The sequence below is a fragment of the Mycoplana sp. ABR4_002 genome, from assembly GCF_056159645.1.
Window position 1 is genome coordinate 307,731 of sequence record NZ_JBSWVO010000002.1, and the last position, 21,822, is coordinate 329,552.

General features: G+C 66.3%; 18 protein-coding genes. 8 read left to right on the plus strand and 10 right to left on the minus strand.

Going from position 1 to position 21,822, the window contains the following annotated elements; genetic code table 11:
- The first annotated feature begins 335 nt into the window (after nucleotides 1–335).
- Nucleotides 336–1,538: a plasmid replication protein RepC gene (repC, locus tag ACXAGF_RS21680; RefSeq protein ID WP_475019616.1), complete on the plus strand. Its 1,203-nt coding sequence runs from the start codon at nucleotides 336–338 to the stop codon at nucleotides 1,536–1,538.
- Nucleotides 1,539–1,565: 27 nt separating this feature from the next.
- On the opposite strand, the gene ACXAGF_RS21685 is transcribed toward repC, so the two are convergent.
- Together ACXAGF_RS21685 and ACXAGF_RS21690 are read right to left on the minus strand one after the other, a co-directional pair.
- Entirely contained in the window at nucleotides 1,566–2,735 is a 1,170-nt protein-coding gene (locus ACXAGF_RS21685) for an alanine racemase (protein ID WP_475019617.1), read from the minus strand.
- Entirely contained in the window at nucleotides 2,735–4,024 is a 1,290-nt protein-coding gene (locus ACXAGF_RS21690) for a D-arabinono-1,4-lactone oxidase (RefSeq protein WP_475019618.1), read from the minus strand. Before ACXAGF_RS21690 ends, ACXAGF_RS21685 begins: the two co-directional genes overlap by 1 nt.
- Nucleotides 4,025–4,760: 736 nt before the next feature.
- Between ACXAGF_RS21690 and ACXAGF_RS21695 the strand changes: the two genes are divergently transcribed.
- Nucleotides 4,761–5,423: a TetR/AcrR family transcriptional regulator gene (locus ACXAGF_RS21695; RefSeq protein ID WP_475019619.1), complete on the plus strand. Its 663-nt coding sequence runs from the start codon at nucleotides 4,761–4,763 to the stop codon at nucleotides 5,421–5,423.
- A 238-nt stretch (nucleotides 5,424–5,661) separates the two neighbouring features.
- On the opposite strand, the gene ACXAGF_RS21700 is transcribed toward ACXAGF_RS21695, so the two are convergent.
- The gene (locus ACXAGF_RS21700) at nucleotides 5,662–6,096 is read right to left on the minus strand and encodes a MerR family transcriptional regulator (protein WP_475019620.1); all 435 of its coding nucleotides are present in this window, start codon (nucleotides 6,094–6,096) and stop codon (nucleotides 5,662–5,664) included.
- 67 nt (nucleotides 6,097–6,163) lie between these two features.
- Here ACXAGF_RS21700 and ACXAGF_RS21705 point away from each other — a divergent pair, with 67 nt between their 5' ends.
- The 6 genes from ACXAGF_RS21705 (at nucleotide 6,164) to ACXAGF_RS21730 (ending at nucleotide 15,534) form a co-directional block, all read left to right on the plus strand.
- Nucleotides 6,164–8,491, plus strand: a complete 2,328-nt coding sequence (locus ACXAGF_RS21705) for a heavy metal translocating P-type ATPase (protein WP_475019621.1) — start codon at nucleotides 6,164–6,166, stop codon at nucleotides 8,489–8,491.
- A gap of 233 nt (nucleotides 8,492–8,724) precedes the next feature.
- Entirely contained in the window at nucleotides 8,725–9,669 is a 945-nt protein-coding gene (locus ACXAGF_RS21710) for a TAXI family TRAP transporter solute-binding subunit (RefSeq protein WP_475019743.1), read from the plus strand.
- Between the two features lie 72 nt (nucleotides 9,670–9,741).
- Nucleotides 9,742–11,868 (plus strand): TRAP transporter permease, encoded by a 2,127-nt coding sequence (locus ACXAGF_RS21715; protein WP_475019744.1) that lies wholly within the window; start codon nucleotides 9,742–9,744, stop codon nucleotides 11,866–11,868.
- Nucleotides 11,865–12,257, plus strand: coding sequence for a DUF1850 domain-containing protein (locus ACXAGF_RS21720; RefSeq protein ID WP_475019622.1), 393 nt, complete (start codon nucleotides 11,865–11,867; stop codon nucleotides 12,255–12,257). Before ACXAGF_RS21715 ends, ACXAGF_RS21720 begins: the two co-directional genes overlap by 4 nt.
- A gap of 107 nt (nucleotides 12,258–12,364) precedes the next feature.
- Entirely contained in the window at nucleotides 12,365–14,179 is a 1,815-nt protein-coding gene (locus tag ACXAGF_RS21725) for a sensor histidine kinase (protein ID WP_475019623.1), read from the plus strand.
- Nucleotides 14,176–15,534, plus strand: a complete 1,359-nt coding sequence (locus ACXAGF_RS21730) for a sigma-54-dependent transcriptional regulator (protein ID WP_475019624.1) — start codon at nucleotides 14,176–14,178, stop codon at nucleotides 15,532–15,534. Before ACXAGF_RS21725 ends, ACXAGF_RS21730 begins: the two co-directional genes overlap by 4 nt.
- A gap of 135 nt (nucleotides 15,535–15,669) precedes the next feature.
- Here the strand turns inward: ACXAGF_RS21730 and ACXAGF_RS21735 are convergent, their stop codons facing one another.
- From ACXAGF_RS21735 to ACXAGF_RS21765, 7 genes are read right to left on the minus strand one after another with little or no spacing between them, the layout of a single operon-like run.
- Nucleotides 15,670–16,047, minus strand: a complete 378-nt coding sequence (locus ACXAGF_RS21735) for a DUF3307 domain-containing protein (protein ID WP_475019625.1) — start codon at nucleotides 16,045–16,047, stop codon at nucleotides 15,670–15,672.
- Complete coding sequence (locus ACXAGF_RS21740) at nucleotides 15,983–17,905, minus strand: adenylate/guanylate cyclase domain-containing protein (RefSeq protein WP_475019626.1); 1,923 nt, start codon at nucleotides 17,903–17,905, stop codon at nucleotides 15,983–15,985. The genes ACXAGF_RS21735 and ACXAGF_RS21740 overlap by 65 nt, the downstream gene beginning before the upstream one ends.
- Nucleotides 17,906–17,909: 4 nt before the next feature.
- Nucleotides 17,910–19,223 (minus strand): NAD(P)/FAD-dependent oxidoreductase, encoded by a 1,314-nt coding sequence (locus tag ACXAGF_RS21745; RefSeq protein WP_475019627.1) that lies wholly within the window; start codon nucleotides 19,221–19,223, stop codon nucleotides 17,910–17,912.
- Nucleotides 19,224–19,226: 3 nt separating this feature from the next.
- The gene (locus ACXAGF_RS21750) at nucleotides 19,227–19,700 is read right to left on the minus strand and encodes a DoxX family protein (RefSeq protein ID WP_475019628.1); all 474 of its coding nucleotides are present in this window, start codon (nucleotides 19,698–19,700) and stop codon (nucleotides 19,227–19,229) included.
- Nucleotides 19,697–20,497: an HvfC/BufC family peptide modification chaperone gene (locus ACXAGF_RS21755; protein ID WP_475019629.1), complete on the minus strand. Its 801-nt coding sequence runs from the start codon at nucleotides 20,495–20,497 to the stop codon at nucleotides 19,697–19,699. Before ACXAGF_RS21755 ends, ACXAGF_RS21750 begins: the two co-directional genes overlap by 4 nt.
- Nucleotides 20,484–21,515, minus strand: a complete 1,032-nt coding sequence (gene bufB / locus ACXAGF_RS21760; protein WP_475019630.1) for an MNIO family bufferin maturase — start codon at nucleotides 21,513–21,515, stop codon at nucleotides 20,484–20,486. The genes ACXAGF_RS21755 and bufB overlap by 14 nt, the downstream gene beginning before the upstream one ends.
- A gap of 37 nt (nucleotides 21,516–21,552) precedes the next feature.
- A complete protein-coding gene (locus ACXAGF_RS21765; protein WP_475019631.1) occupies nucleotides 21,553–21,822 on the minus strand; it encodes a BufA1 family periplasmic bufferin-type metallophore in 270 nt (89 codons plus the stop codon).

The window sequence follows — 21,822 nt, forward strand, 5'->3', positions numbered from 1 at the left end:
CGCGATTCCGGCGGGCCGAAGGGGCATTGCCGGCGCAATGGAAACGAAACGGGAAAGGATCGGAGCAAGAAAAAAGGCCTCCAAAACGTCGCCATTCCGGAAGCCCTCTTCAATGTAGCAATTAGAGAGAATCACTTCCGACAGCCAAAGTCAAGAGTCCGCAGCGGCGTTGCCGTTTGCGGAGCAGGGTTTTCGTTGTCCTTCGTATCCTGTGGACCGGCGGAAAAGGCTTCACGCTCAAGAGCTTGGAGCCCTAGCGGGCGTTGCTGGGCAGCGCACGATGGCTTTGTCATGACGTAGCGGTCCGGCCTCTTGCCTCGTTGCGAGGGACAACGATGACGGACAGACTGGCAACGACGCCTTTCGGCGGCGGCAGGATGACTGCGCGCATGTTCGCGCTGCAGAGACGCGTTGCGGAAACGCAGGGGCGGCTGGCGGCGGAGGCTGGCGGCAACGAAACCGGCACTGCCGACAAGTGGCAACTGCTGCGGGCGCTGACGGAGGCGCGTGCTTCGTACGGCCTTTCGGATAGGACGATCGCCGTGCTGGATGCGCTCCTGTCCTTTCATCCCGACAAGGTCCTTGACGGGCGCGCGCCGATTGTCGTGTTTCCCTCGAACGCGGAACTGTCTGTTCGTTCGCGCGGGATGGCGCCGGCGACGCTGCGACGGCACCTGGCACTGCTCCTTGAAGCCGGCATGCTGATCCGGCGCGACAGCCCGAATGGCAAGCGCTACTGCCGACGCGACGACCGCGGGGCGGTGGAGGAGGCGTTCGGCTTCGACCTCGCGCCGCTGGCGCTGATGGCGGACGGCATCCATGAACAGGCGGAGCGGGCGCGCGCTGAAGCCCGGCGGATCCATGCGCTGCGGGCCGAGGTGACCCTGCATCTGCGCGACATCGCGAAGGTCATCGAGGCGGCGGTGTCGGAAAGGCGGCCCGGTGCCTGGAGCCAGCATCAGGCCGATCTTGCCGATGCGTCAGGCCGCCTGGGGCGGACGGCGGCCAGAGAAGTACTGGAGGCCAGAAAAGCGGCACTGCTGAACTTGCGGCGGCGCGTGGAAGACGACTACCTCAACGCGCTCTCGATCGAAGAAATGAGCGCCAATGACTTACAAAACGAGCGCCATATACAGAATTCAAATACAGACCCCCAATTTGAAAAAAACGGCAATGAGTCAACCAAGGCGGAGCCGGAGGCAAATAGGGGCGAGCCGCCGCACAAGCGGGTGGCGGTCAGCCTGAAACGTGTGCTGGCGGCGTGCCCCGAGATCGGGACCTATGCGAAGGACGGCATTTCGAGCTGGGCCGAACTGATCAAGGCCGCCGCGCTGGTCCGCTCGATGCTCGGAATTTCGCCGGACGCCTACGAAAAGGCGCGAGCGGCGATGGGCGATGCCGCCGCGGCGGTGGCAATCGCCGCCATCCTGCAACGTTCCGATCAGATCCGCTCGCCCGGAGGATATCTGCGCGAACTGACACGCCGTGCCGCGGATGGGCGCTTCTCCGTCCTGCCGATGATAAGGGCGCTTGAATAATGTCGGCATCGATTGCGGCATGCTGCGTCAACCGGTTGGCAGGACCGGCCATTCCCCGACAATGCGACCGCCTGCCAGCAACTGCAGGGGGCCAAACTGCTGCAGCACGGCCTCCGACTGGGTCGGGCGAAAGAAGACAAAGTCGTCCGGCGCCAGCCTGCAAGTGTCGGACAGGCCCATCATCTGCTGGTTGGAGGACTCCCCCCACAGCGCATTGCCTCGCAGACCAGGCGGGTGCACGGGTTCGGCCATGAACTTGCCGCCGTACACGAAGCAGCCCTTGCGCGGAAGTCGCCCGAGCAACCGCGCGAGGCCGGTGATCAAGGCCGGGCCGGGCAATCTCGGCTCGACGACCTTCAGCACCGGGGTGGCGATGAACAGCGCAGGAACAAGCGCTGATAGTGCAGGGTCGTCGAAGCCTGCCGGTTTCAGGAACGCCGTGCCGATTGAGACATCGGTTGCCGTCCGTTCCTGCCCATAGCAGAGCGCGGTGTGGCTGCCGCCGGTGTTCAAGATCGAGCGCTGTTCCGGCGCCAGGCACTCGACAAAGGCTCGGAACTTCCGGCGGGCTTCTCGCAGAGCGGCGTCGGGGCCGCCGAACAGTCGGGGGACGGCGGAGACGTGCGCCTCGTATCCCATCAGCCCGTCGCAACGAAGCAGCTCTTCGCGCGCAAGTGCGCGCAGGGCGCTTGCGAGCGCGCCGGGCGTCTCGAAGCCGCCGCGCCGCATGCCGATGTTGACTTCGAAGGCAAGCCGCAGTGGTCGCCGGATCGTCCGGGCGAGGACCGCGTACTGGGCGAGCCGCTCCTGCGTATCGATCAGCCAGGTCACTCTCTCGGCGAGGCTGGCCGTCTGTTCCGGGCCGGCGGCCGCAAAGGTCTGCGCGGCGGCCGCCGCCGGCATCGGCTTTCCGAACAGCGCGTGCGCGTCCGGCAAGGCGGAAAGGACGGCCTTCGTCACCGGGAGGTGAAAGGTCATGATCCTTTTGGAACCGATCCTTTCCATCACGTGCATCAGCAGCGGCAGCGAGGGAAGCGATTTGTCAACGATGCGAAGCGCCGGCCCGTCGCGCATTGCGTTGCGGACAAAGGCGAGGTTGGCGTCAAGGCGGTCGAGGTCGAGCAGCAGCACCGGGCGGTGGATGCCGGCCTCCTCGAGCGCGGCCGACAGGATGCCGAAGTAGGCGTCGTGCTTCATCATGGCAGTCCGAAAAGCCGGGCGAGGTAGGGTGAGATGAAGCGCTGGTCCGGGTCGAAGGCCCGTCTCACCTCCATGGCGTCCCTCCAACGCGGATAGATCGAGGCGAAATCGGCGGCGGACAAGCTGTGCATCTTGCCCCAGTGCGGGCGGCCGCCGTGGCGGCGGAAGATCGCCTCGGCCGCGGTCATGAAGGCTTGCGGATTCTCGTTGGCGTCGTGATGGATGGCGATCGAGCAAGTCTTGCGCCGGTAGAATGGGCTGAGCCAGAAGTCGTCGGCGTCGACCGCGCGCACCTCGATCGGAAAATAGACCTCGGGAAAGCGTTGCTCGGACAGGGCGATGATTTCGGCCAGCGCCTTCGGCCCCTCCTCGAAGGGCAGGTGGTATTCCATCTCGTTGAACTTGCGACGGCGATCGCTGGCATAGACGTTGAGCCAGTCCTGAACGTAATCTTCGCGCGGGACGCGCGACAGGGCCATGCCGATCAAGATCCGGCGCAGCATCGGAAACCAGCCGAGCCAGTTGCGCAGCGCCTTCAGCGTTGCGAGGCCTTCCTCGTCCTGTTCGGGCGGCCGCGACATCACGTCGGCGGTCGATAGGTCGCTCGCGATCAGCAATGCGTGCCCGGAGAAAGGAATGAAATAGAATTCGGCCGAGCGGTGGCCGGCCATGAACACCTCGAAGCCAGACAGGATCTCGCCAATTGGCACGACCCACCGGCGACGGCGCAGCCGATAGCTCGGCATGTTCTGCAGTGTTACTTCGGTGAGCGCGCCGAAGGCACCAAGCGTCACACCGATCGCCTCGAGCACTTCGCGGTCGTGCTCGACGGTGAAACGGCGTACCGAGCCGCGGCCGTCGACCAGTTCGAGGGCCGCGAGCTGGGTATGGTAGGCGCCAAGCGACAGACCGCTGCCATGGGTCGCGGTGCCCAATGCCCCGCCAATCGACTGCTTGTCGATGTCGCCCATATTGGGAAGCCCCTGCCCGAGGCCATGCAACAGCTTCGTCAGGTCACCGAGGCGCGTGGCCGCACCGAAGCTTGCGCGCAGTGCCTCCCCGTCATGAGAGACAAGGCCCTGGAAGCGATCGAGATCGAGGATCGTACCCGCCGTTTCGACGAGTGGAGTAAAGGAATGGCCAGCGCCGACGATGCGAACGGGTCCCGGAGCCGTCCTGATCATATCGACGAGTTCGGCCAGGCCACGCGGCCTCGCGACGGTTGCCGTCGAGGCGATAACGCTTCCCGACCAGTTGGTCCAGGCAGCGCTCGCGCCATGGCTCATGCGCTGCTGTCCACGGCGTTTTCGACCAGCAGAGCCTGCGGCCCGCTGCGGGCGGAGTGCTGCCGCCGGGGCGACGGGAAGGCGGCCGGCGACCACAAGGGTCGCCGGCGGTCGATGGTGCTATCGTCGCTGCCCTGTGTGCGGTCCGCCTGGCGACCAGGGTTGCGATGAGCGCGCCTACGACCTGAAAGTCCGAAAAGACGGTCGTGTCCCTTGCCATAGCGGTCCTGCGTCAGCCGGAACGGCTCGACAATTCTCCGGAACCTGTAGAAGGGAAGTTGGGCGAGCGGGAGTGGCGTCGCGCCTGCCCCGGCGCCACGCATGCCGTCGACGGTCGATATGGCCGCGACAAGCAGGTTGTCCCGGTTGGCCAGCCCCAGGCGCTGTATCATAAGCCGGTCCCTCGGAAATATGATACTTGATCAGATAAGCGAAAGTGATGACTGACGGCGCCGTTGTCAACGCCAAAAATGAAGCGTCGCTCCGAAGGGCTCCGCCCGCCATCCGAGACCGTCGTCATGAGAAAAATCGGAGCCGAAACGAGAATATTCCTTAAGCTTGCACTGATTTAGTGAGAAAATATCGTAATGGCTCATGACATGCGGGAAGAGCAAGTCGGGAAACACAATGGCCGCGACGGTTTCCGGGTCGGCGGCCGAGCGTTGCGCAGGTCTGATGGTCCGGAACCAATGCACCTGGCCGGCGTTGTACGTTGAAGGGAGGAATAAGGGGCATGATGGCAGATGCCGGCGATCTCGAGCAGCGCCTGCGACGCAAGCCCAAGCAGGAACGCAGCCGCGAGCGCGTCGAGGAAATCTTACGGGTCGCGATGGCCCTGATCGGCGAAAAGGGCATCGACGGCATGACGATGCGCGAGGTGGCTTCGCTCACCGGCGGGCCGATCGCCTCCGTATATCAATATTTCCCGAACAAGTCGGCGATCATCGCCATGCTGTACGAGCAGTACAGCGCCGCAACCCGGGGCGGCATCGAATCCAGCCTTTGTGGTGTGTGCGATCTGGCCGGGGTCCGCGATGCAGCCGACGCGATCCTCGACGGCTACTATCTGCGCGTCGCCGGCGATCCCGCAATTCAGGATCTCCTCAACGCCATCCAGGCGGACAAGGAGCTGCAAAACATGGATATCGTCGAGACCCGTCGGCAGGCGGATCTGTTCTGTGCGATGTCGCGCCACCTCCTGGCGGAGAGCGACCGCGAGCGTTTCGGGCGGCTCGTCTTTTTGCTGTTCCAACTGGCCGGCAGCATGGTGCGGCTGGCGATCACGCTTCCCGCGGACGAGGCGGAGATGATGCTGGTCGACTTCAAGCAGATCATTCACGGTCAGCTTGACAGCTTTCGCCCCGCGGCTGTGAAGCGCAGCCAGCAGACAATGGCGTGACCTTGCCGTCTGGCAAGGTCGATCATTGCGCCGGTTGGCAGCGAAACTGCCCTCACTCTCATGTTGCGGGTTGACCTGCTGCCACAGTTCGCGCCACGGTCACCGCCGCCGCTAGGAAGGTGTTTCCGGATCCCAGCGTTTCAGCGTATCGATCAGCCGACGGGTCTCTGCGTCCGAAGCCTCCAACGCCAGCGATGTCGTCGCTGTAGGCCGCAGGCCGGCCGCACTGCTGCAGACTTCAGCGGGGTGGGCGATGGTGCCGCTCACAGGCGCCGCACTGCGCCAGCGCCTCGATCACCTTGCAATCGGCAATGGTGCCATGACCACAGCTCGACAGGGTCCGTTCCAGTTCGGCTTCGAGCAGCCTTAGCCGCGCGATCCGCTGGCGAACGTCGTCCAGCTGGCGGCTGGCGATCTCGTCAGCCTCGTGGCACGGCAGGTCGGGATGCTGCGCGAGTTGGATCAGCTGGCGTATGGCCTCGATCGAAAGGCCGAGATCGCGGGCGTGCAGGATGAAGACGAGCCTGTCATAGTGGCGCGCGCCATAGCGGCGCTGATTGCCTGCGTTGCGCTCCGGCGCCGGCAGCAACCCGATCGATTCGTAGTAGCGGATGGTCTCGACCTTGGCCCCGCTGGCCTCGGCGAGCTTGCCGATCGAAAAGACGCGTTCCATGGGATTTTCCGCTTGAACCTATAGTCACTACAGGAATTATAGGTGATGCAAATCAGGGAGATTTGCAATGGACGACCAGCACAGCAAGCCGCGATCCGGGCCCGCCGGCGACGATTTACCTCTGCCGGATACCGCGCATGGCGGCTGCTGCGACCATGACCACGGTCTCAATGGCGTGGCTGTGCCGACAGGACTGGCATCTGATGTCGCCGGTTGCGCGGCCGGAAGGGCGCACCGCCCGAGCGACCTGGGGGCGGGCGATCGCCATCTTCGTTTTCGCGTTTCGGGAATGGATTGCGCCAGCTGCGCCAGCACGATCCGCACCGCGGTATCCGGCCTGGCTGGAGTGTCGGACGTCCGCGTCTCGCTCGCACGAGAGCTGCTGTCCGTTGAACTCGACCAGGGCCAGACGGGACCATCGGCCGTTTGCCGCACGCTGGAGAGCCTCGGTTATGGTGCGGAACTGCTGGTCGACGACAGTCCTGCCCCGCGGCCGCAGCGGGTCGCATTCTGGCGGACCTGGAAGGGCCTGCATGCGCTTGCCGGTGGCCTCGTCAGCGCGGCGGCTTTCGCTGTCAGCTGGCTGTCGCCGCAGTTCGGTCACTACCTGTTTGTCGCGGCGGCTGTCCTTCTCGCCGTTCCCGTCGCACGCCGGGCGGTTGCCGCCGCTCTGGCCGGTGCACCGTTCACCATCGAGATGCTGATGACCATCGCCGTCGTCGGCGCCGTCCTCATCGGGGAACCGGCCGAGGCGACCGTCGTCGTCTTCCTGTTCGCCACCGGCGAGGTGCTGGAGGGCTATGCCGCCGGGCGCGCCCGCGCTGGCATCGAGGCGCTGGCCTCGCTCGTTCCCGATCGCGCCTTCGTCGAGGAGGACGGGATCGTGCGTGAGGTCGCGGTCTCGACGATTCGTCCCGGCGACGTGGTGCTGGCCCGGCCCGGCGATCACGTCGCCGCGGACGGCGAGGTGGTCGAAGGGCGCGCCCATCTCGACGAAGCGGCGATCACCGGCGAGAGCATCCCCGTCTCGCGCGGGCCGGGCGAGCGGGTCTTTGCCGGATCGGTCACGCTCGACGCGATGCTGAAGATCCGGGCCGAGAAGGTTGCCGCCGACAACACCATCGCCCGCATCGTCGCGCTGGTGGAGGAGGCGCAGGATGCCAAGGCCCCGGTCCAGCGCTTCATCGACGGATTCGCCCGCATCTACACGCCCCTCGTCGCGGCGCTCGGCCTGGCCGTCGCCCTCGCCCCTCCCCTCCTGTACGGCGGTGACTGGCATACCTGGATCTATCGCGGTCTGGCGCTGCTGCTGATCGGTTGCCCATGTGCGCTGGTGATCTCGGTGCCCGCGGCGATCGCCTCGGCACTGACGTCGTCCGCGCGCGCGGGCATCCTCGTCAAGGGTGGTGTGGTGCTGGAGATGCTGGCAAGGGCCGACATCGTCGCTTTCGACAAGACCGGCACCTTGACCAGGGGCCGTCCCGCCGTGACGGAGGTTCATGCGTCCGAAGGATCGGAAGACAGCCTGCTGGCACTGGCCGCGGCGGTCGAGACGGGGTCAAGCCATCCGCTGGCCGAGGCCATCGTCGCAGCGGCGAAACGGCGCGGTCTTTCACACGCTTTCGCCGCCGGTGTGAGGACGCTCGCCGGTCGCGGCGTTTCCGGACAGGTCGACGGACGGAGGATTTTCGTCGGCGCACCGCGTTTTGCCGCGGAGGAAGGCGCGATCGGTCCGGCACTGGCCGTGAAGATCACGGCCCTGGAGCAAGCCGGGAACACGATCGCCGTCGTCGTTGCCGATGGGCAGGCGATCGGTGTCGTCGGGCTGCGTGACGAACCGCGCGACGACGCCGAGGACGGCGTCCGGGCGCTGAAGGCCCTTGGCGTCGAGACGGTCATGCTCTCCGGGGACCATCCCGTGACCGCCACCGCGATCGGCCGGGTGCTCGGCATCGACGATGCGCGCGGTGGGCTGCTGCCGGCGGAAAAGCTTGAGGCGCTGCGGGCGCTGGCCGCGCGGCGCCGCGCGGTAATGGTCGGCGACGGCATTAACGACGCGGCGGCGCTGGCCGCAGCCAGCGTTGGCATTGCCATGGGGTCGGGCACCGGCCTTGCGCGCGAGACGGCTGGCGTGGCGCTGATGGGCAACCGGGTGCTGGATGTCGCCCGCGCGATCGCACTCGGCCGGGCGACGATGACCAATATCCGCCAGAACGTCGCGATCGCGCTCGGACTGAAGGCCGTCTTCCTTGTCACCACCGTGCTCGGCGTGACGGGCCTGTGGATCGCCGTCTTTGCCGACACGGGGGCCACGGTTCTGGTGACGCTGAACGCGATGCGACTGCTCCTGCCCTCCAAGGCTTCGGTCGGCGACCACGTGCACCGTGCGGGGTGATGAAGGCGCTGACGTGACCCAGAAGCGGGCGCTGTGCCACGGTCGCGCCGGCAAGAACTTGCCGGAGCGCCGCCGATGCGTGGCAAAACATTGCCTGAGTTCCCGCCGATGATTCTCGGCCGCCAGATAAATCAATGGTTTGAATTTGGCCCGACACTTGCAATCATGTCCATGGCGCGGGTGGAAGAGACCGCGTCAAGATGCAGAACGGGAGGAATTCCATGAACCATGTCATGAAGCGCGTCGCGATCGCGGCGCTCGCCAGCATCTCCATTGCCGCGTCGGCCACGACTGCGCGGTCTGAGGAGTTTATCAACGTCCTGACCGGCGGCACGTCCGGTGTCTACTATCCGCTCGGTGTCGCCCTGTCGAAGATCTATGGCGAGAAGATCGATGGCGCGCGTACCCAGGTTCAGGCGACCAAGGCATCGGTCGAAAACCTTAACCTGCTGCAGCAGGGACGAGGCGAAATCGCCTTTGCGCTCGGCGATTCGGTCAAGCTGGCCTGGGAAGGCGACACGGAAGCCGGTTTCAAGGCGCCGCTCGACAAGCTGCGCGGCATTGCCGCGATCTATCCCAACTATATCCAGATCATGGCCTCGAAGGATTCCGGCGTCACGACGCTGGCCGACTTCAAGGGCAAGAGCCTGTCGGTCGGCGCGCCGAAGTCCGGCACGGAACTCAATGCCCGCGCTATCCTTGCCGCGGCCGGCATGAGCTATGACGACCTCGGCAAGACGGAGTACCTGCCGTTTGCCGAATCCGTTGAGCTGATGAAGAACCGCCAGCTCGACGCGACGCTGCAGTCGGCCGGTCTCGGCGTCTCGTCGTTCAAGGACCTGGCGACGTCGCTCGACGTGCAGATGGTGGCCGTACCGGAAGAGATCGCAACGAAGCTGGGCGCGCCGTACATCGCCGCAACCGTGCCGGCCGGCACCTACCAGGGCCAGGACAGCGATGTGTCGACGGTCGCCGTCGTCAACTTCCTTGTGACCCACTCGGAGGTCTCCGACGAGACCGCCTATGAGATGACCAAGCAACTCTTCGAGAACCTCCCGGCCATGGTGGCCGCGCACAAGGCGGCCGAGAAGATCAGCCTTGAGGACGCCACCAAGGGCATGCCGGTTCCTCTGCATCCGGGCGCCGAGCGCTACTACAAGGAAAAGGGGCTGCTCTGACGGCACGGGACAGCCATGCGGCGGACGAGGACCGCCGCATGGCGCCTGCACACGCAGGTGGCATGGGAGGAAATGATGCACGAAACCAATGGACCGACCGACGCTACGGCCGTCGACCTCAGCAAGCATGACGCGCTCGCAGGCGCTTTTCCCGCGACGCCGGAAGGACGCCTGCTCTTTGCGATCGCCTTTCTGTTTTCGCTTTTCCAGATTGCCACCGCCGCCCACCTGCTCGACCCGCCGAGCCAGCTCGTGCGCGCGATCCATGTGGGCTTTGTCACGGTGCTGATCTTCCCGCTGCTGGCCGCCATGTCGGGCAAGAGCGTGCCGGTGCGCGCCATCGCCTGGGGGCTGTCGCTGCTGGGGGCGGCCGTCGCCTTCTACCAGTGTTACGAATACGCGGACCTGCTGGTGCGCGCGGGCGATCCGCTTCCGCGTGACGTCGTCTTCGGGGTGATCGCTATCGGCGTCGTCTTTGCGGCCGCCTGGACACTGATGGGACCGGCGTTGCCGATCATATCCGGCATCTTCCTCGGCTACTGCCTGTTCGGCGAATACCTGCCCTCGCCGCTGAACCACCGCGGCTACGACTTCTCCCAGGTCATCGATCACATGGCCTACGGAACAGAGGGCATCTACGGCATTCCGACATTGGTCTCGGCGACCTACATCTTTCTCTTCATCCTGTTCGGCACCTTTCTGGAAAAGGCCGGCATGATCCAGCTGTTCAACGACGTCTCGCTCAGCCTCGTCGGCGCGCGGCGCGGCGGGGCGGCGAAGGTGTCGATCATCTCGTCCGGCCTGATGGGCACGATTTCCGGGTCGGGCGTGGCCAACGTCGTCACCACCGGCCAGTTCACCATCCCGCTGATGAAGCGGTTCGGCTATCGTCCCGCCTTTGCCGGCGGCGTCGAGGCCACGGCCTCGATGGGCGGCCAGATCATGCCGCCGGTCATGGGCGCGGTCGCCTTCATCATGGCCGAGACCCTGGGCGTCGAATATCACGAAGTGGTCAAGGCCGCGCTCATTCCGGCGATGCTCTATTTCGCCTCGGCCTTCTGGATGGTGCACCTGGAGGCCGGCAAGCGCGGACTGCTCGGCCTGCCGAAGGCCGAGCTGCCCTCGGCCCGGGCGGCGATTACCAGGGGCTGGTACCTGCTCCTGCCGCTTGCAACGCTCGTCTGGCTGCTCTTTTCCGGTTACACGCCGCTGTTTGCCGGCACGGTCGGCCTCGGCTTCACGACGCTGCTGATCCTCGGCAGCTCCGTCGCGCTCGGGCTCCCCTCGACGGCGGTCCGGGTGATCTTCTGGATCGGCCTCGGCCTCGTCGCCGCCGCCTTCTTCCAGTTCGGCATCGAGGTCGTCGTCGCAGCGCTGGCGCTATTGATCCTCGCCAATGCCTTCCGGCAGGGCGGACGGGAGACACTCGCGGTCTGCCGCGATGCGCTGGCGGAAGGGGCCAAGACCGCGCTGCCGGTGGCGATCGCCTGCGCGCTCGTCGGCATCATCATCGGCACGATGACGCTGACGGGGGCGGCCAACACCTTCGGCCAGTTCATCGTCTCGGTCGGCGGCAAGAGCCTGTTCCTGTCGTTGCTGCTGACCATGGTGACCTGTCTCGTGCTCGGCATGGGCATCCCGACGATCCCGAACTACATCATCACCTCCTCGATCGCCGGTCCGGCCCTTCTCGAGCTTGGCGTGCCGCTCATCGTCAGCCACATGTTCGTGTTTTACTTCGGCATCCTTGCCGACCTGACGCCGCCCGTCGCTCTCGCCTGCTTTGCCGCTGCTCCGATCGCCCGCGAAAGCGGCCTCAGGATCTCGCTCGAGGCCGTCAAGGTCGCAGCCGCCGGATTTGTCATCCCGTTCATGGCCGTGTATTCGCCGGCGCTGATGCTCCAGGACGGCGGCCCGGTCGCTGCTGCCCTCGGCTATCCCGCCGCAGTCGCCTACATCGTCATCAAGACGGGGCTGGCGATCGGGCTTTGGGGGGCAGCCGTGATCGGTTTCGCCGCCGTGCCGCTTGCGATGTTCGACCGGGCGCTCGCGGCCGCCGCGGCCTTTACGCTGCTCGTAGCCCTGCCGCTGACGGACGAGATCGGTTTTGCGCTCGGCGCCGCCTTCGTCGCCCTGATCTGGAGAAAGGCGCGCGCGGCGAAGCTCGCGCAGTCGGCGTCGAGACCACGACCGGCATGAGCCTGATGCTCTGCATCGCCGGCGGCAAGTCCATCGCCGTTGCCGCCGGCCTGTTCACCCTCGGCTGGGTCCACTCGGTGGAGAAGACCGAGTGGCAGGAGCGCTGGACGGTGACGGAGGAAGGCCTGGTCCTGCAGCAAGCGCGGGTGAAGGGCTCGGGCGCCGGCATGGAGCCTGGCGAAAATGCGCGCCGGGAGGGGGGCTGGTGGGTGTGGGAGCCGCAACTGCCGCCGCTGACCGAACTCGTGCTGGCGGCTTCCGGGGCGACACTCTCCGGCTGGACGCTCTGCGATGCGAACGGTTGCCGGGAAATCGGCGGGCGCCGCGGCGAGCCTGTGGTGCTTCGGCCTTGTGCCGCCGGGCAACCCGCGGCCGGACAGCAACGATAGACCGAGATGACATCGGCCGAAATGACGTGCGATTCTCCTGTTCTCCCGGTGTGGAAGTGACGCTAGAGTCAATGGATGAGAGGACCCAGAGCCGGATTGAACCGAGAATGACGCGTGCCATCGGTCGCATCACCGTCGCCATGCTGGTCGTGACCTTTGTCGTGCCCTTCGTCGCATATTACCTGGCGAGCGGTGTCGCGATCGGGGCGTTGGAGAGCCAGCTCCAGCGCAGCCTCGTCCTGACCAACCGGGCGATCAGGACCGAAGTCGAGCGCTTTCGTTACCTGCCCGCCGTCGTCGGCGAGGATGCGCGCATCCGGGCGCTGGCAGGGGGCGAACCAGGCGCGGCGCAGCTGGCGGCGGCCAACGACTATCTGGAATCGATCGTCAGGCAGGCCGGACCGGCCGAACTCTACGTGCTCGATGAGCGCGGCATCACGCTCGCCGCAAGCAACCACGCGACGCCCGAGAGCTTCGTCGGACACGATTACAGCTTCCGCCCCTATTTTCGCAACGCCTTGCGCGACGGCGCCGGACGCTACTATGCGATCGGGGTAACGACCAGAAAGCCGGGATACTTTCTCGCCTCCCGGATCGACATAGCCGGCAAGCCGGCCCTCGTCGTCGTGGTCAAGGCGGATCTGCTGCCGCTGGAACTGACCTGGGAGGCCGCAGGCGTGCAGACGGCGATCGCCGACCGCTGGGGCATTGTCTTCCTCTCCGGTAACCCGGACTGGAAGTACCGGCCACTGGCCCCGCTCAGCGCGGAGGCTACCGCGCGCCTGGCCGAGGAGCGAACCTATGACGGCGCCGACCTGATGGCGACCAGGCCCATCTTGCCGGAGGGGATGCCCATCCCCGCGGACGCGGCCGGGGAACCGGCTCTTCGCATGGCCGAGGGAGACCAGCACCTGCTTGCGAAATTCGCCCCCGTCGAGCCGGACGGCTGGCGGGTGCTGGCTGCGACCAGGATGGAGGATACGGCAAAACTCGCGGGGTTCTGGGCGCTGGCAGCGCTGATCGCCTGCCTGGGTGCGACCGGCATCCTCTATTTCGTCCATCAGCGCGCCCTGCTGATCCGCATGCGGCTGCGCCAGGGCGACTTGCTCGAACGCATGGTGGCCAAGCGCACGCAGGACCTGGCCTGCGAGATCGACATGCGCAAAAAGACGGAGGCGGAACTACGCCGCGCGCAGGAGGGGTTGATCCATTCGGAAAAGATGGCTGCGCTCGGCCGCATGTCCACGGCGATCGTGCACGAGGTCAGCCAGCCGCTTGCCGCGCTCGACGCCACGCTGGCGACGGCCGGGGTGCTGGCTGGCCAGGAACGGGCGAATGCGGTCGGCGATCGGCTCATGGATGCCCGCTCGCTTGTCAAGCGCATGCAGCGCACCGTCAAGCACCTGAAGACCTTCGCCCGCAAGGACGCGTCCGACCTCGAGGAGGTGGTGATCGACACGGTCATCCGCAACGTGGTGGATCTCGCCATGCCGCGCGCCAGGGTGGTCGGCGTGACGCCGGTGATCGAGGCGCAAGCGCCCTCTCCCGTGGTGGTCGCCGTGGCGCTGAAGCTCGAACAGGCGATGCTGAACCTTCTGCTCAATGCGCTCGATGCGGTCGAGGGCCGCCCCGACCCTTCCATCGTCGTCAGGCGCACACAGGGCGACGGGCGCGTCGATATTGCGGTCATCGACAATGGGTCGGGGATCGCGCCGGAGCACCGTGACCGGATCGCCGAGCCGTTCTTCACCACGAAGCTTACCGGCGAGGGGCTGGGACTCGGTCTTGCGATCGCCACGACCATCGTCCGGGAATGCGGCGGCGAGATCCGCTTCGTCGAGGCCCAGGGCGGCGGGACATGCGCGGTGATCTCGGTGCCGCTGGGCACCCGCAGCATGGTCGGCCTGGAGGCCGCGCAATGACCCGCGGTCGTGTGCTGCTCGTGGATGACGACCGCGACCTGTTGAAGGCCGCCGCCGACTGGTTGACCGTCAGCGGCTTTTCCGTCGATGCCCACCATCGTCCGGAGGACGCGTTCCGAGTGCTGCTGCAGGCGGAGCCGGACGTGGTGGTGACCGACGTGCGCATGCCCGGCATTGACGGCATGACGCTGCTGAACTCGGTGAAAAAGAAGCGTGACGTGCCGGTCATCCTCATCACCGCCCATGGCGACGTGTCCCTCGCCGTGCAGGCGATGAAACAGGGAGCGGAAGACTTCCTGGAAAAGCCCTACGATGCCGACCGATTGCTCTCGGTGCTCGACAAGGCCGTGGAGAAGCGGCGAATGAAGCAGGAAATCGCGCGCTTGCGGGATCTTGTCGGGGCAGACGGGAGCGCGGAAGCGATCATCGGCGACGCTCCGGCGATGCTGGATCTGCGCGGCCGCATCGCCACGCTTGCGGCGGTCGACATCGACGTGCTGATCATCGGCGAGACGGGAACGGGCAAGGAGCTGGTGGCCCGGGCCCTGCATCGTCAGAGCAGCCGGGCGGGCGGCCCGTTCGTCGCGATCAACTGCGGCGCACTGCCGGAGAGCATCTTCGAAAGCGAGGTCTTCGGCCATGCGAAAGGCGCCTTCACCGGCGCCATCTCGGAGCGAGAGGGCAAGTTCGAACATGCGGCCGGCGGCACCATCTTCCTCGACGAGATCGAATCGATGCCGCTCGGCCTCCAGGCAAAGATCCTGCGGGTGCTCCAGGAGAGGCTGATCGAGCGGCTCGGGGAAAACCGCCTGCGGCCGGTCGATGTGCGCATCGTTGCCGCGGCCAAGAGCGATCTGTCCGGCGATATTGCCGCCGGCCGGTTTCGCGAGGATCTGTACTACCGGCTGGCTACCGTGGAGGTTGGCATTCCGCCGCTGCGGCAACGCCGAGACGACATCGGCTTGCTGTTCGGACATTTCGCCTCGCTTGCCGCCCGGCGCTACGGTCGCGCCGAGCGCCCGCTTCCGCCCGAGCTGATCGCCCGTCTGTGCGAGGAGCGGTGGCGTGGCAACGTCCGTGAGCTCAAAGCGCGGGCCGAGCGTTTTGCCCTTGGCCTGGAGGCACTGGCCGGACCCGCCGAGGACAAGGAAACGGTCCCCGGAAACCTGGCACTGCCTGACCGGTTGGCCGCATTCGAGGCGAACCTGATTTCCGAGGCCCTGCGAAAGAGCGACGGCAACACTGCGCGGGCGGCGGCAAGCCTCGGCATTCCCCATCGCACGCTGAACGAAAAGGTCGCCCGGCGCGGTTTGCGCGCCCTGCGGGAAAGGCAGCCGGACGCCGGCGAGGAGTAGCGCGGACTGGCGATGCTTCCTTGGATCCTTGCCGTGATGGCCGAAGCGCACGCTGGCGCCGGCCCGGTGGTCTCACGTCGTGATCGCTGCGCCTTGCCGCACGACAGAATGTGTCCTCAGCCCGCTATCCTGCGTTCATGCCAGCACGGCCAGGATCAGTGCCACATAGGTGAGCTGGTGCATCAATTGGTCGGCGCCATGCATGACCCAAAAGCTACGCCTGCTGGAATCGGAGCAACTGCGACGGGAAGCCAGCGCCTTCACAAAGTCGATGAGGTAGTGGGCGACGAATTCGGCGAGCACCAGGATGACGATCCGCGCAGGCCCGGCGCCGGCGATCATCAGCGCGGGAGCGCTGCCGAGGGCATGGGCTGCGGCGTGGACATAGCCGCCGACCATGCGCAAGTCGCCCTTGCCGCGCAAAATCCAGGCGGGCTGCAGTACATAGTCAGCGAGAAAATGCTTGAGCTGCATGCAGGCGAGCATGGCCACCGTAGCTGTCGCCATTTCCATTGCACCCTCCTTGAGAAGTGTCCTGCGGTCCGTCGATGGTGTGCACCCCGACGGGCTCCGCCTTTCCACGGACCTCGGCCCGGCCGAGGGACCTCGTGCAAAAGCCCGCGCCGAGCCTCTGCAGGGTCGCCTCGCTCAGCGTTATCTCCACACCGCGCTGCTTCGCCACATCCACGAGCCGGCTGGCGACGTTCACCGTGTCGCCAATCGCGGTGTAGCTCAGGCGCTCGGCCGAACCGATGTTGCCAATCAGGGCCATGCCGCTGTTGATGCCGATCCGCACGCGAACCGCGCCGTTCCTGGAAGCGCCCGGCGGCCCTTCATGCATGGCCGAACGGATGGCAACGGCCGCGCGGCAGGCGCGCGCGGCGTGATCCTCCTGCCGTCCGGGGGCGTTCCAGATCGCCATGATGGCGTCGCCGATGAACTTGTCGACGGTCCCGCCCTCGGCATGGACGGCCGCGACCGCGATCGTCAGAAATCGGGTCAGATGGGGCTCGACGCCGGGCCCGAGCCGCTCAGTCAATTCGGTGAAGCCCGGCAGATCGGCAAACATTACCGTAATCTCGCCCAGCACGCCGCCGGGTTTCGCCTCGATGCTGCCCTCGACCAGCGGTCGCACAACATCGAGCGGCATGTAGCGCGCGAACGCCGACAGCCCGACCGACATGCGCTTCAGGGCCTGGGAGAAGTCGTTGAGCTCGGACAGGAAGGTCGGGTGATGACGGATGCCCGCAAGCGAAAAGCGCTCGACGGCGCGCAACTGGGCCGCCAGCCTTGCGACCGGTCGGGCAAAGAGCAGATTGGCGACGATGACAGCCGTGCCGCCGGCCAGGACTGCGATGACGAGCACGATAATGGCGATGCGGCTGATGTTCTCGTCGATGCCGCGGGCGAAGGTCGATCGGGGCGTGGCCATGACCAGTCTCCAGCCTTCGAACGGAAGGGGCGACGACGACACGAAGACCGGCCCCTCGGTGGCGCTTCGCACGACCGTGCGGAGCGGATCGTCACCGTGCGACGCCACTGCCTCCGCGGTGGCCGCGGCAATGGCATCGGAGGCGGGAAAGTCGGAAAAGTGCACGGCCATGACGCCGTCCGAAGGGCGCGACGAAGCCAGAACGAGGCCCTGCCGGTCGAGTACGAACGCCTGGCTCGCCTCGGGAAGGTCGAGCGCCTGCAGGGTCTGAGACAGGCGACCGAGGCTGACCGCCACCATCACCACGCCTGCGAACCGGCCGACCGTCTCGACGCGCTTCGACAGCACGATCGACGGCTCGAAGCCGTTCGGCAACACGTTGGCAACCGTCCAGACCGACCCTTCGCTGTCCTTTCCGCGGCGATACCAAGGCGCGCCGAGCGTGACATAAACGCTCTCGGCCTTGACCCGCTGTTGGAAGAAGATGTCGCCGGGAATCGGCCGGTAGAGGTCTCGACGAAGGGCGCGAGGCTTGTCCGGCGCGCCCGGGCCAATTTCGACCATCTCGATCCGGCCGTCCGGCGCTGCGTGCGAGCCGAAGAAGCGCCCGTCGGGAAACCCGAAACCGATCCAGGCGATCGCCGGTTGCTCGCGCAATAGCGAGAGGAAGAGGAACTCCCGCTTCACCTCGTCCTCGGTCCTGATTGCTCCCTGAAAGAAGATGGACCGGACGATCTCCGCGGTGCTCGAGACCAGCGCGAGCGTGGAGGACAGTTCGTTCCGCACGGAACCTGCCGTCTGCATGTCGAGGCTTGCGACAATTTCCTCGATGCTCCTGCTTGCGGTGCGCTGCCAGGTCAGGTGGACCAGTACTGCGGTCGACAGGACCGCGAGCAGCAGCAGAACGACGACGACCTGGGCGAGCTTCGGGCGGTACATGGCGCTAGCCGTCGTCTTTACCGGTGATCAGGCGGGCGCTGCGATCGTACCGGATATAGGCGAAGGCCCAGTCGAGAAAGACGACGAGCCGGTTGCGGAAGCCGACCAGGAACCAGAGGTGAGCGAAATTCCAGACGAGCCATGCCGGGTAGCCGGAGAGCCGCGTGCGGCCGAAGTCGGCAACCGCTGCCTTGCGGCCGATGGTGGCGAGGTTGCCGAAGTCGCGATATCTAAAGGGTGCCGGCCGCCGGCCGGCGAGGTGCTCGAGAATGGCGGCGCCGGCGTAGCGTCCCATCTGTTTGGCCGCCGGCGCCACGCCGGGGACGGAACGCCCGGCCGCATCGACCACCGCGGCGGTATCGCCGATCACGAAAATGTCGTGGCGACCGGGGGGATTGAGGCGGTCGTCCACCTTGACCCGGCCGGCACGGTCGGCCTCGGCGCCGATCCACCTGGCGGCACGGGACGCCATGACGCCGGCTGCCCAGAGGACGCAGGCGGAGGCGATCTCCGTGCCGTCGGCGAGCCGAACACCACTGTCGCTGCACTCGGCCACGGCATTGCCGAGTTGAACCTCGGCGCCGAGTTCCTTTAGCTGGGTCTGGGCCTTATCCGACAGGGCCGGCGGCATGGTCGGCAAGATCCGCTCGCCTGCCTCGACCAGCACGACACGGGCGGACGCGGCATCGATGTGCCGGAAATCGTGGACGATGGCCTTGCGGGCCAGTTCCAGGATGGCGCCGGCGAGTTCGACGCCGGTCGGCCCGCCGCCGACGACGACGAAGGTCAGCAGCCGTTCGCGCAGTTGCGGGTCGTCGGTCACCTCGGCCCGCTCGAAGGCGGAAAGGACGCGGGAGCGGATCGCGGTTGCATCGCCGATGGTCTTCAGGCCCGGGGCGTGCTCTGCCCATCCGTCATTGCCGAAGTAGGTGTGGCGCGCCCCGGTCGCGATGATCAGATAGTCGTAGGCGATGCGCCGGTTGCCGGTCAGGACACACTTCTGCGCCACGTCGACGGCCTCGACCTTGTCCATCAGTACGGTGGCGTTCCTCTGCCGGGACAGGATGCGCCGGATCGGCATCGCAATCTGTGCCGGAGACAGCCCCGCCGTCGCGACCTGGTAGAGGAGCGGCTGGAACAGATGGTAGTTCCGGCGGTCGATCACCGTCACCTCGACCGGGGCACGGCGCAACGCCATCGCCGCGTTCAGGCCGCCGAAACCGGCGCCGAGGATGACGATGCGCGGTCGTTCCTGCTTCCGATCCTGACCGGCCACGGTGCAGACCGCGGCTGGTTCTTCGATGCGCTCCCTCCACATCGCTCAGCCTCCGGCCCGAACGCGGCGGGCGACCAGATGATCGACGGAGAGAAGGCCAGCGCCACGTGACAGGACCAGCAGCAGGAGGCTGGCCCACATTAGGTGTTCGGCCCAATGGCCCGGATAGACGAAGATCTGGATCGTGGCGACCACGCCCAGAAGCATGAGCGATGCCAGACGTGCGAACAGCCCGAACGCCAACAGCACGGCGCCACTCAGTTCCGCAGCGGTGGCCAGCGCGGCCGCAAGCCCCGGTTCGAGCAGCGGCACGCGATACTCGAGGGCGAAAAGCTGAACCGTCACCGGCCAGGAGGCGAGCTTGGTCTGGGCAGATTGCCAGAAGACCTGGGCGAGCGCGATCCGCGCCGAGAACTGTACGATCGACAGTGGCAAGGCCGACGCCCAGTGCACGATCGTCTGGTGAAGCCGGACAACGGTCCTGGAGGCACTCATCGGTGCGATTTGCGTTGTGCTCATGACATTTCCTCCTCTTGATTGATGCTTGCACTAACGGGGTGGATGCCGGCCACGAGGCCGCCGACGAAAAGCCTGGTCAGCGCCCGGGCGAGATCGAACTCCGGGGCGTGGCGGCAGGCGCGCGCCATCGCATCCTCTATCCGCCTGCCCCGCATCAGCATGAGCCAGAGCGAGAACTCGGCGGCATCGAGGCACTGGAAGCGAACGGTCTCGCCATGCCGCCACAATGCGATGCGCTCCGGCGTGCGGCGGATACCGGCGAGGCTGTCCGGATCGCCGTTTTGCTGGTGGGCCTTCCATATCCGCAGCGCCGGCCAGCGGCACAGAACAACCCGCAGCGATGGTTGCAGGAGAAGCGCGAACGACCCGCCTGCAAGCCCGTCATAGAGTTCGAAGAGGGAGCAGGACCGTCGCAGCGGCGCATGCAGCGCCTCGGCAATGCTCCACTCCAGACGCGCCGTCTCGGACACGAAGGGCATTGCGGCCGTAGCCGGAAAGCGGGCCAGGAAGGATGCAAGGTCTGCGCCGTAGCGGGACAGTCGCGGCTCGTGCGGCGGATGGTTGCCGATGAAGCTTGCGGCGACATAGTCGAAGCAGCCTTCGCCGAGGAGCCGGACCGTCACCGGGAACACCGCTTTCAGCGTCGCGGTCAGCGAGGCGCGGGTGTTGTTCCGGTAGATGGCGAGTTGCCGTGCGGGATCGAACCGACCCCGCGCCAGCAGCGGCAGGACATCGACGGGCTCGGTCGTCAGGACCGCGCGCGCGACAAGGCGCTGCATGGTGTCAATGGAGGACATGGCCGGTCCTCCGCTCCTGGTCCGGGCTGCAGCCGCGGCACGCTGCGCGCAGGGCTGCCACCGCCGCAAGCGTCGGGAAATGGATGCCCGCGCCCTCAGCGTGCCGAGGCTGCAGCATCGCCTCGAAGCAGCGGGACGGCATCGGGACGGCCGGCGGCGCCGCGCGTTCTTCGAAAACGACGCGACTGGCCAGCATGTCGGCCCACATCGCCTCGCCCAGCAGCACTTGCAGCGGCGGGACGTCCGTGTCCCATTCGATCAGCGTCGGTCGCGGGCCGATCGTGCGGACGGCATGGGCATAGAGCGACCAGACCGCGGGCGGCACGCGCGATCCATGGTCGTCGATTAGGATGATGTCGCCGTCCGCCTCGTTGACGGCATGCCCGGCAAGGTGGATTTCGCCGATAGCCGCGGCGGGCAAGGCGTCGATGAAGGCCACGGCGTCGAAATCGAGGTTTCTTGCGGAAACGTAGACGTTGTTGACGTCGAGCAGCAGGCCGCATCCGGTTCGGTTCACGAGCTCGGTCAGAAACTCGGCCTCGCTCATGGTGGAGTCCGCAAATGCGAGATAGGCGGACAGGTTTTCGATCAGTACCTGTCTGTTCAGCGCGTCCTGCACCTGTGAGACATTGCGGGAGACGATGGCGATCGCCTCGTCGTCGTAGCGCAGCGGGAGCAGGTCGTTGAGGTAGGCGCCGTCGGCGGCGCTCCACGCCAGGTGTTCCGACACGATCGCCGGCTGGAAGCGTTCGCAGACGAGGCGCAGCCGCTCCAGGTGGGCCTGGTCGAGGCCGGAGGCGCTTCCGAGCGACAGTCCGACCCCGTGCACCGAAAGCGGATAGATCTCCCGCAGCTGTTCCAGCGCATCGGCGGCGGCCGACTGGTTCATGTAGTTCTCGGCATGGACCTCGAGCCAGCCGGCAGCCGGCGTGCGGGCTATCATCTCGGCAATGTGTCTCGAGCGGAGGCCGATGCCCGCAGCGCATGGCACCGGGAGGGTTGGGAACGTCTTGGGCATCGGTGTGCTCCTTCCTGTCGTATGAAGCTGGAGGTGCTTAGGCCTTGGGGGTGTTGCTGCCCCCGGCGATCTTTCCGCAGGTGCCGGCCGGCACGTAGATCCAGGCGTCGGCCTGGTCGTCCATCGTCGAGGTGCCCGCGCAGGAATGGGTTGCGGTCTGGCAGTCGTTCTGCCCGGCCTTGACGACGCCGTAACATTTCTCGAACGAGAAATCGGGCTGGGCCGCCGGTCCGGCGGACGCCGGGGACGCCGAAACGGAGGCGATGGCCGCCAGTGCGGAACCGATGAGCGTGCGAGTGCTGATCAT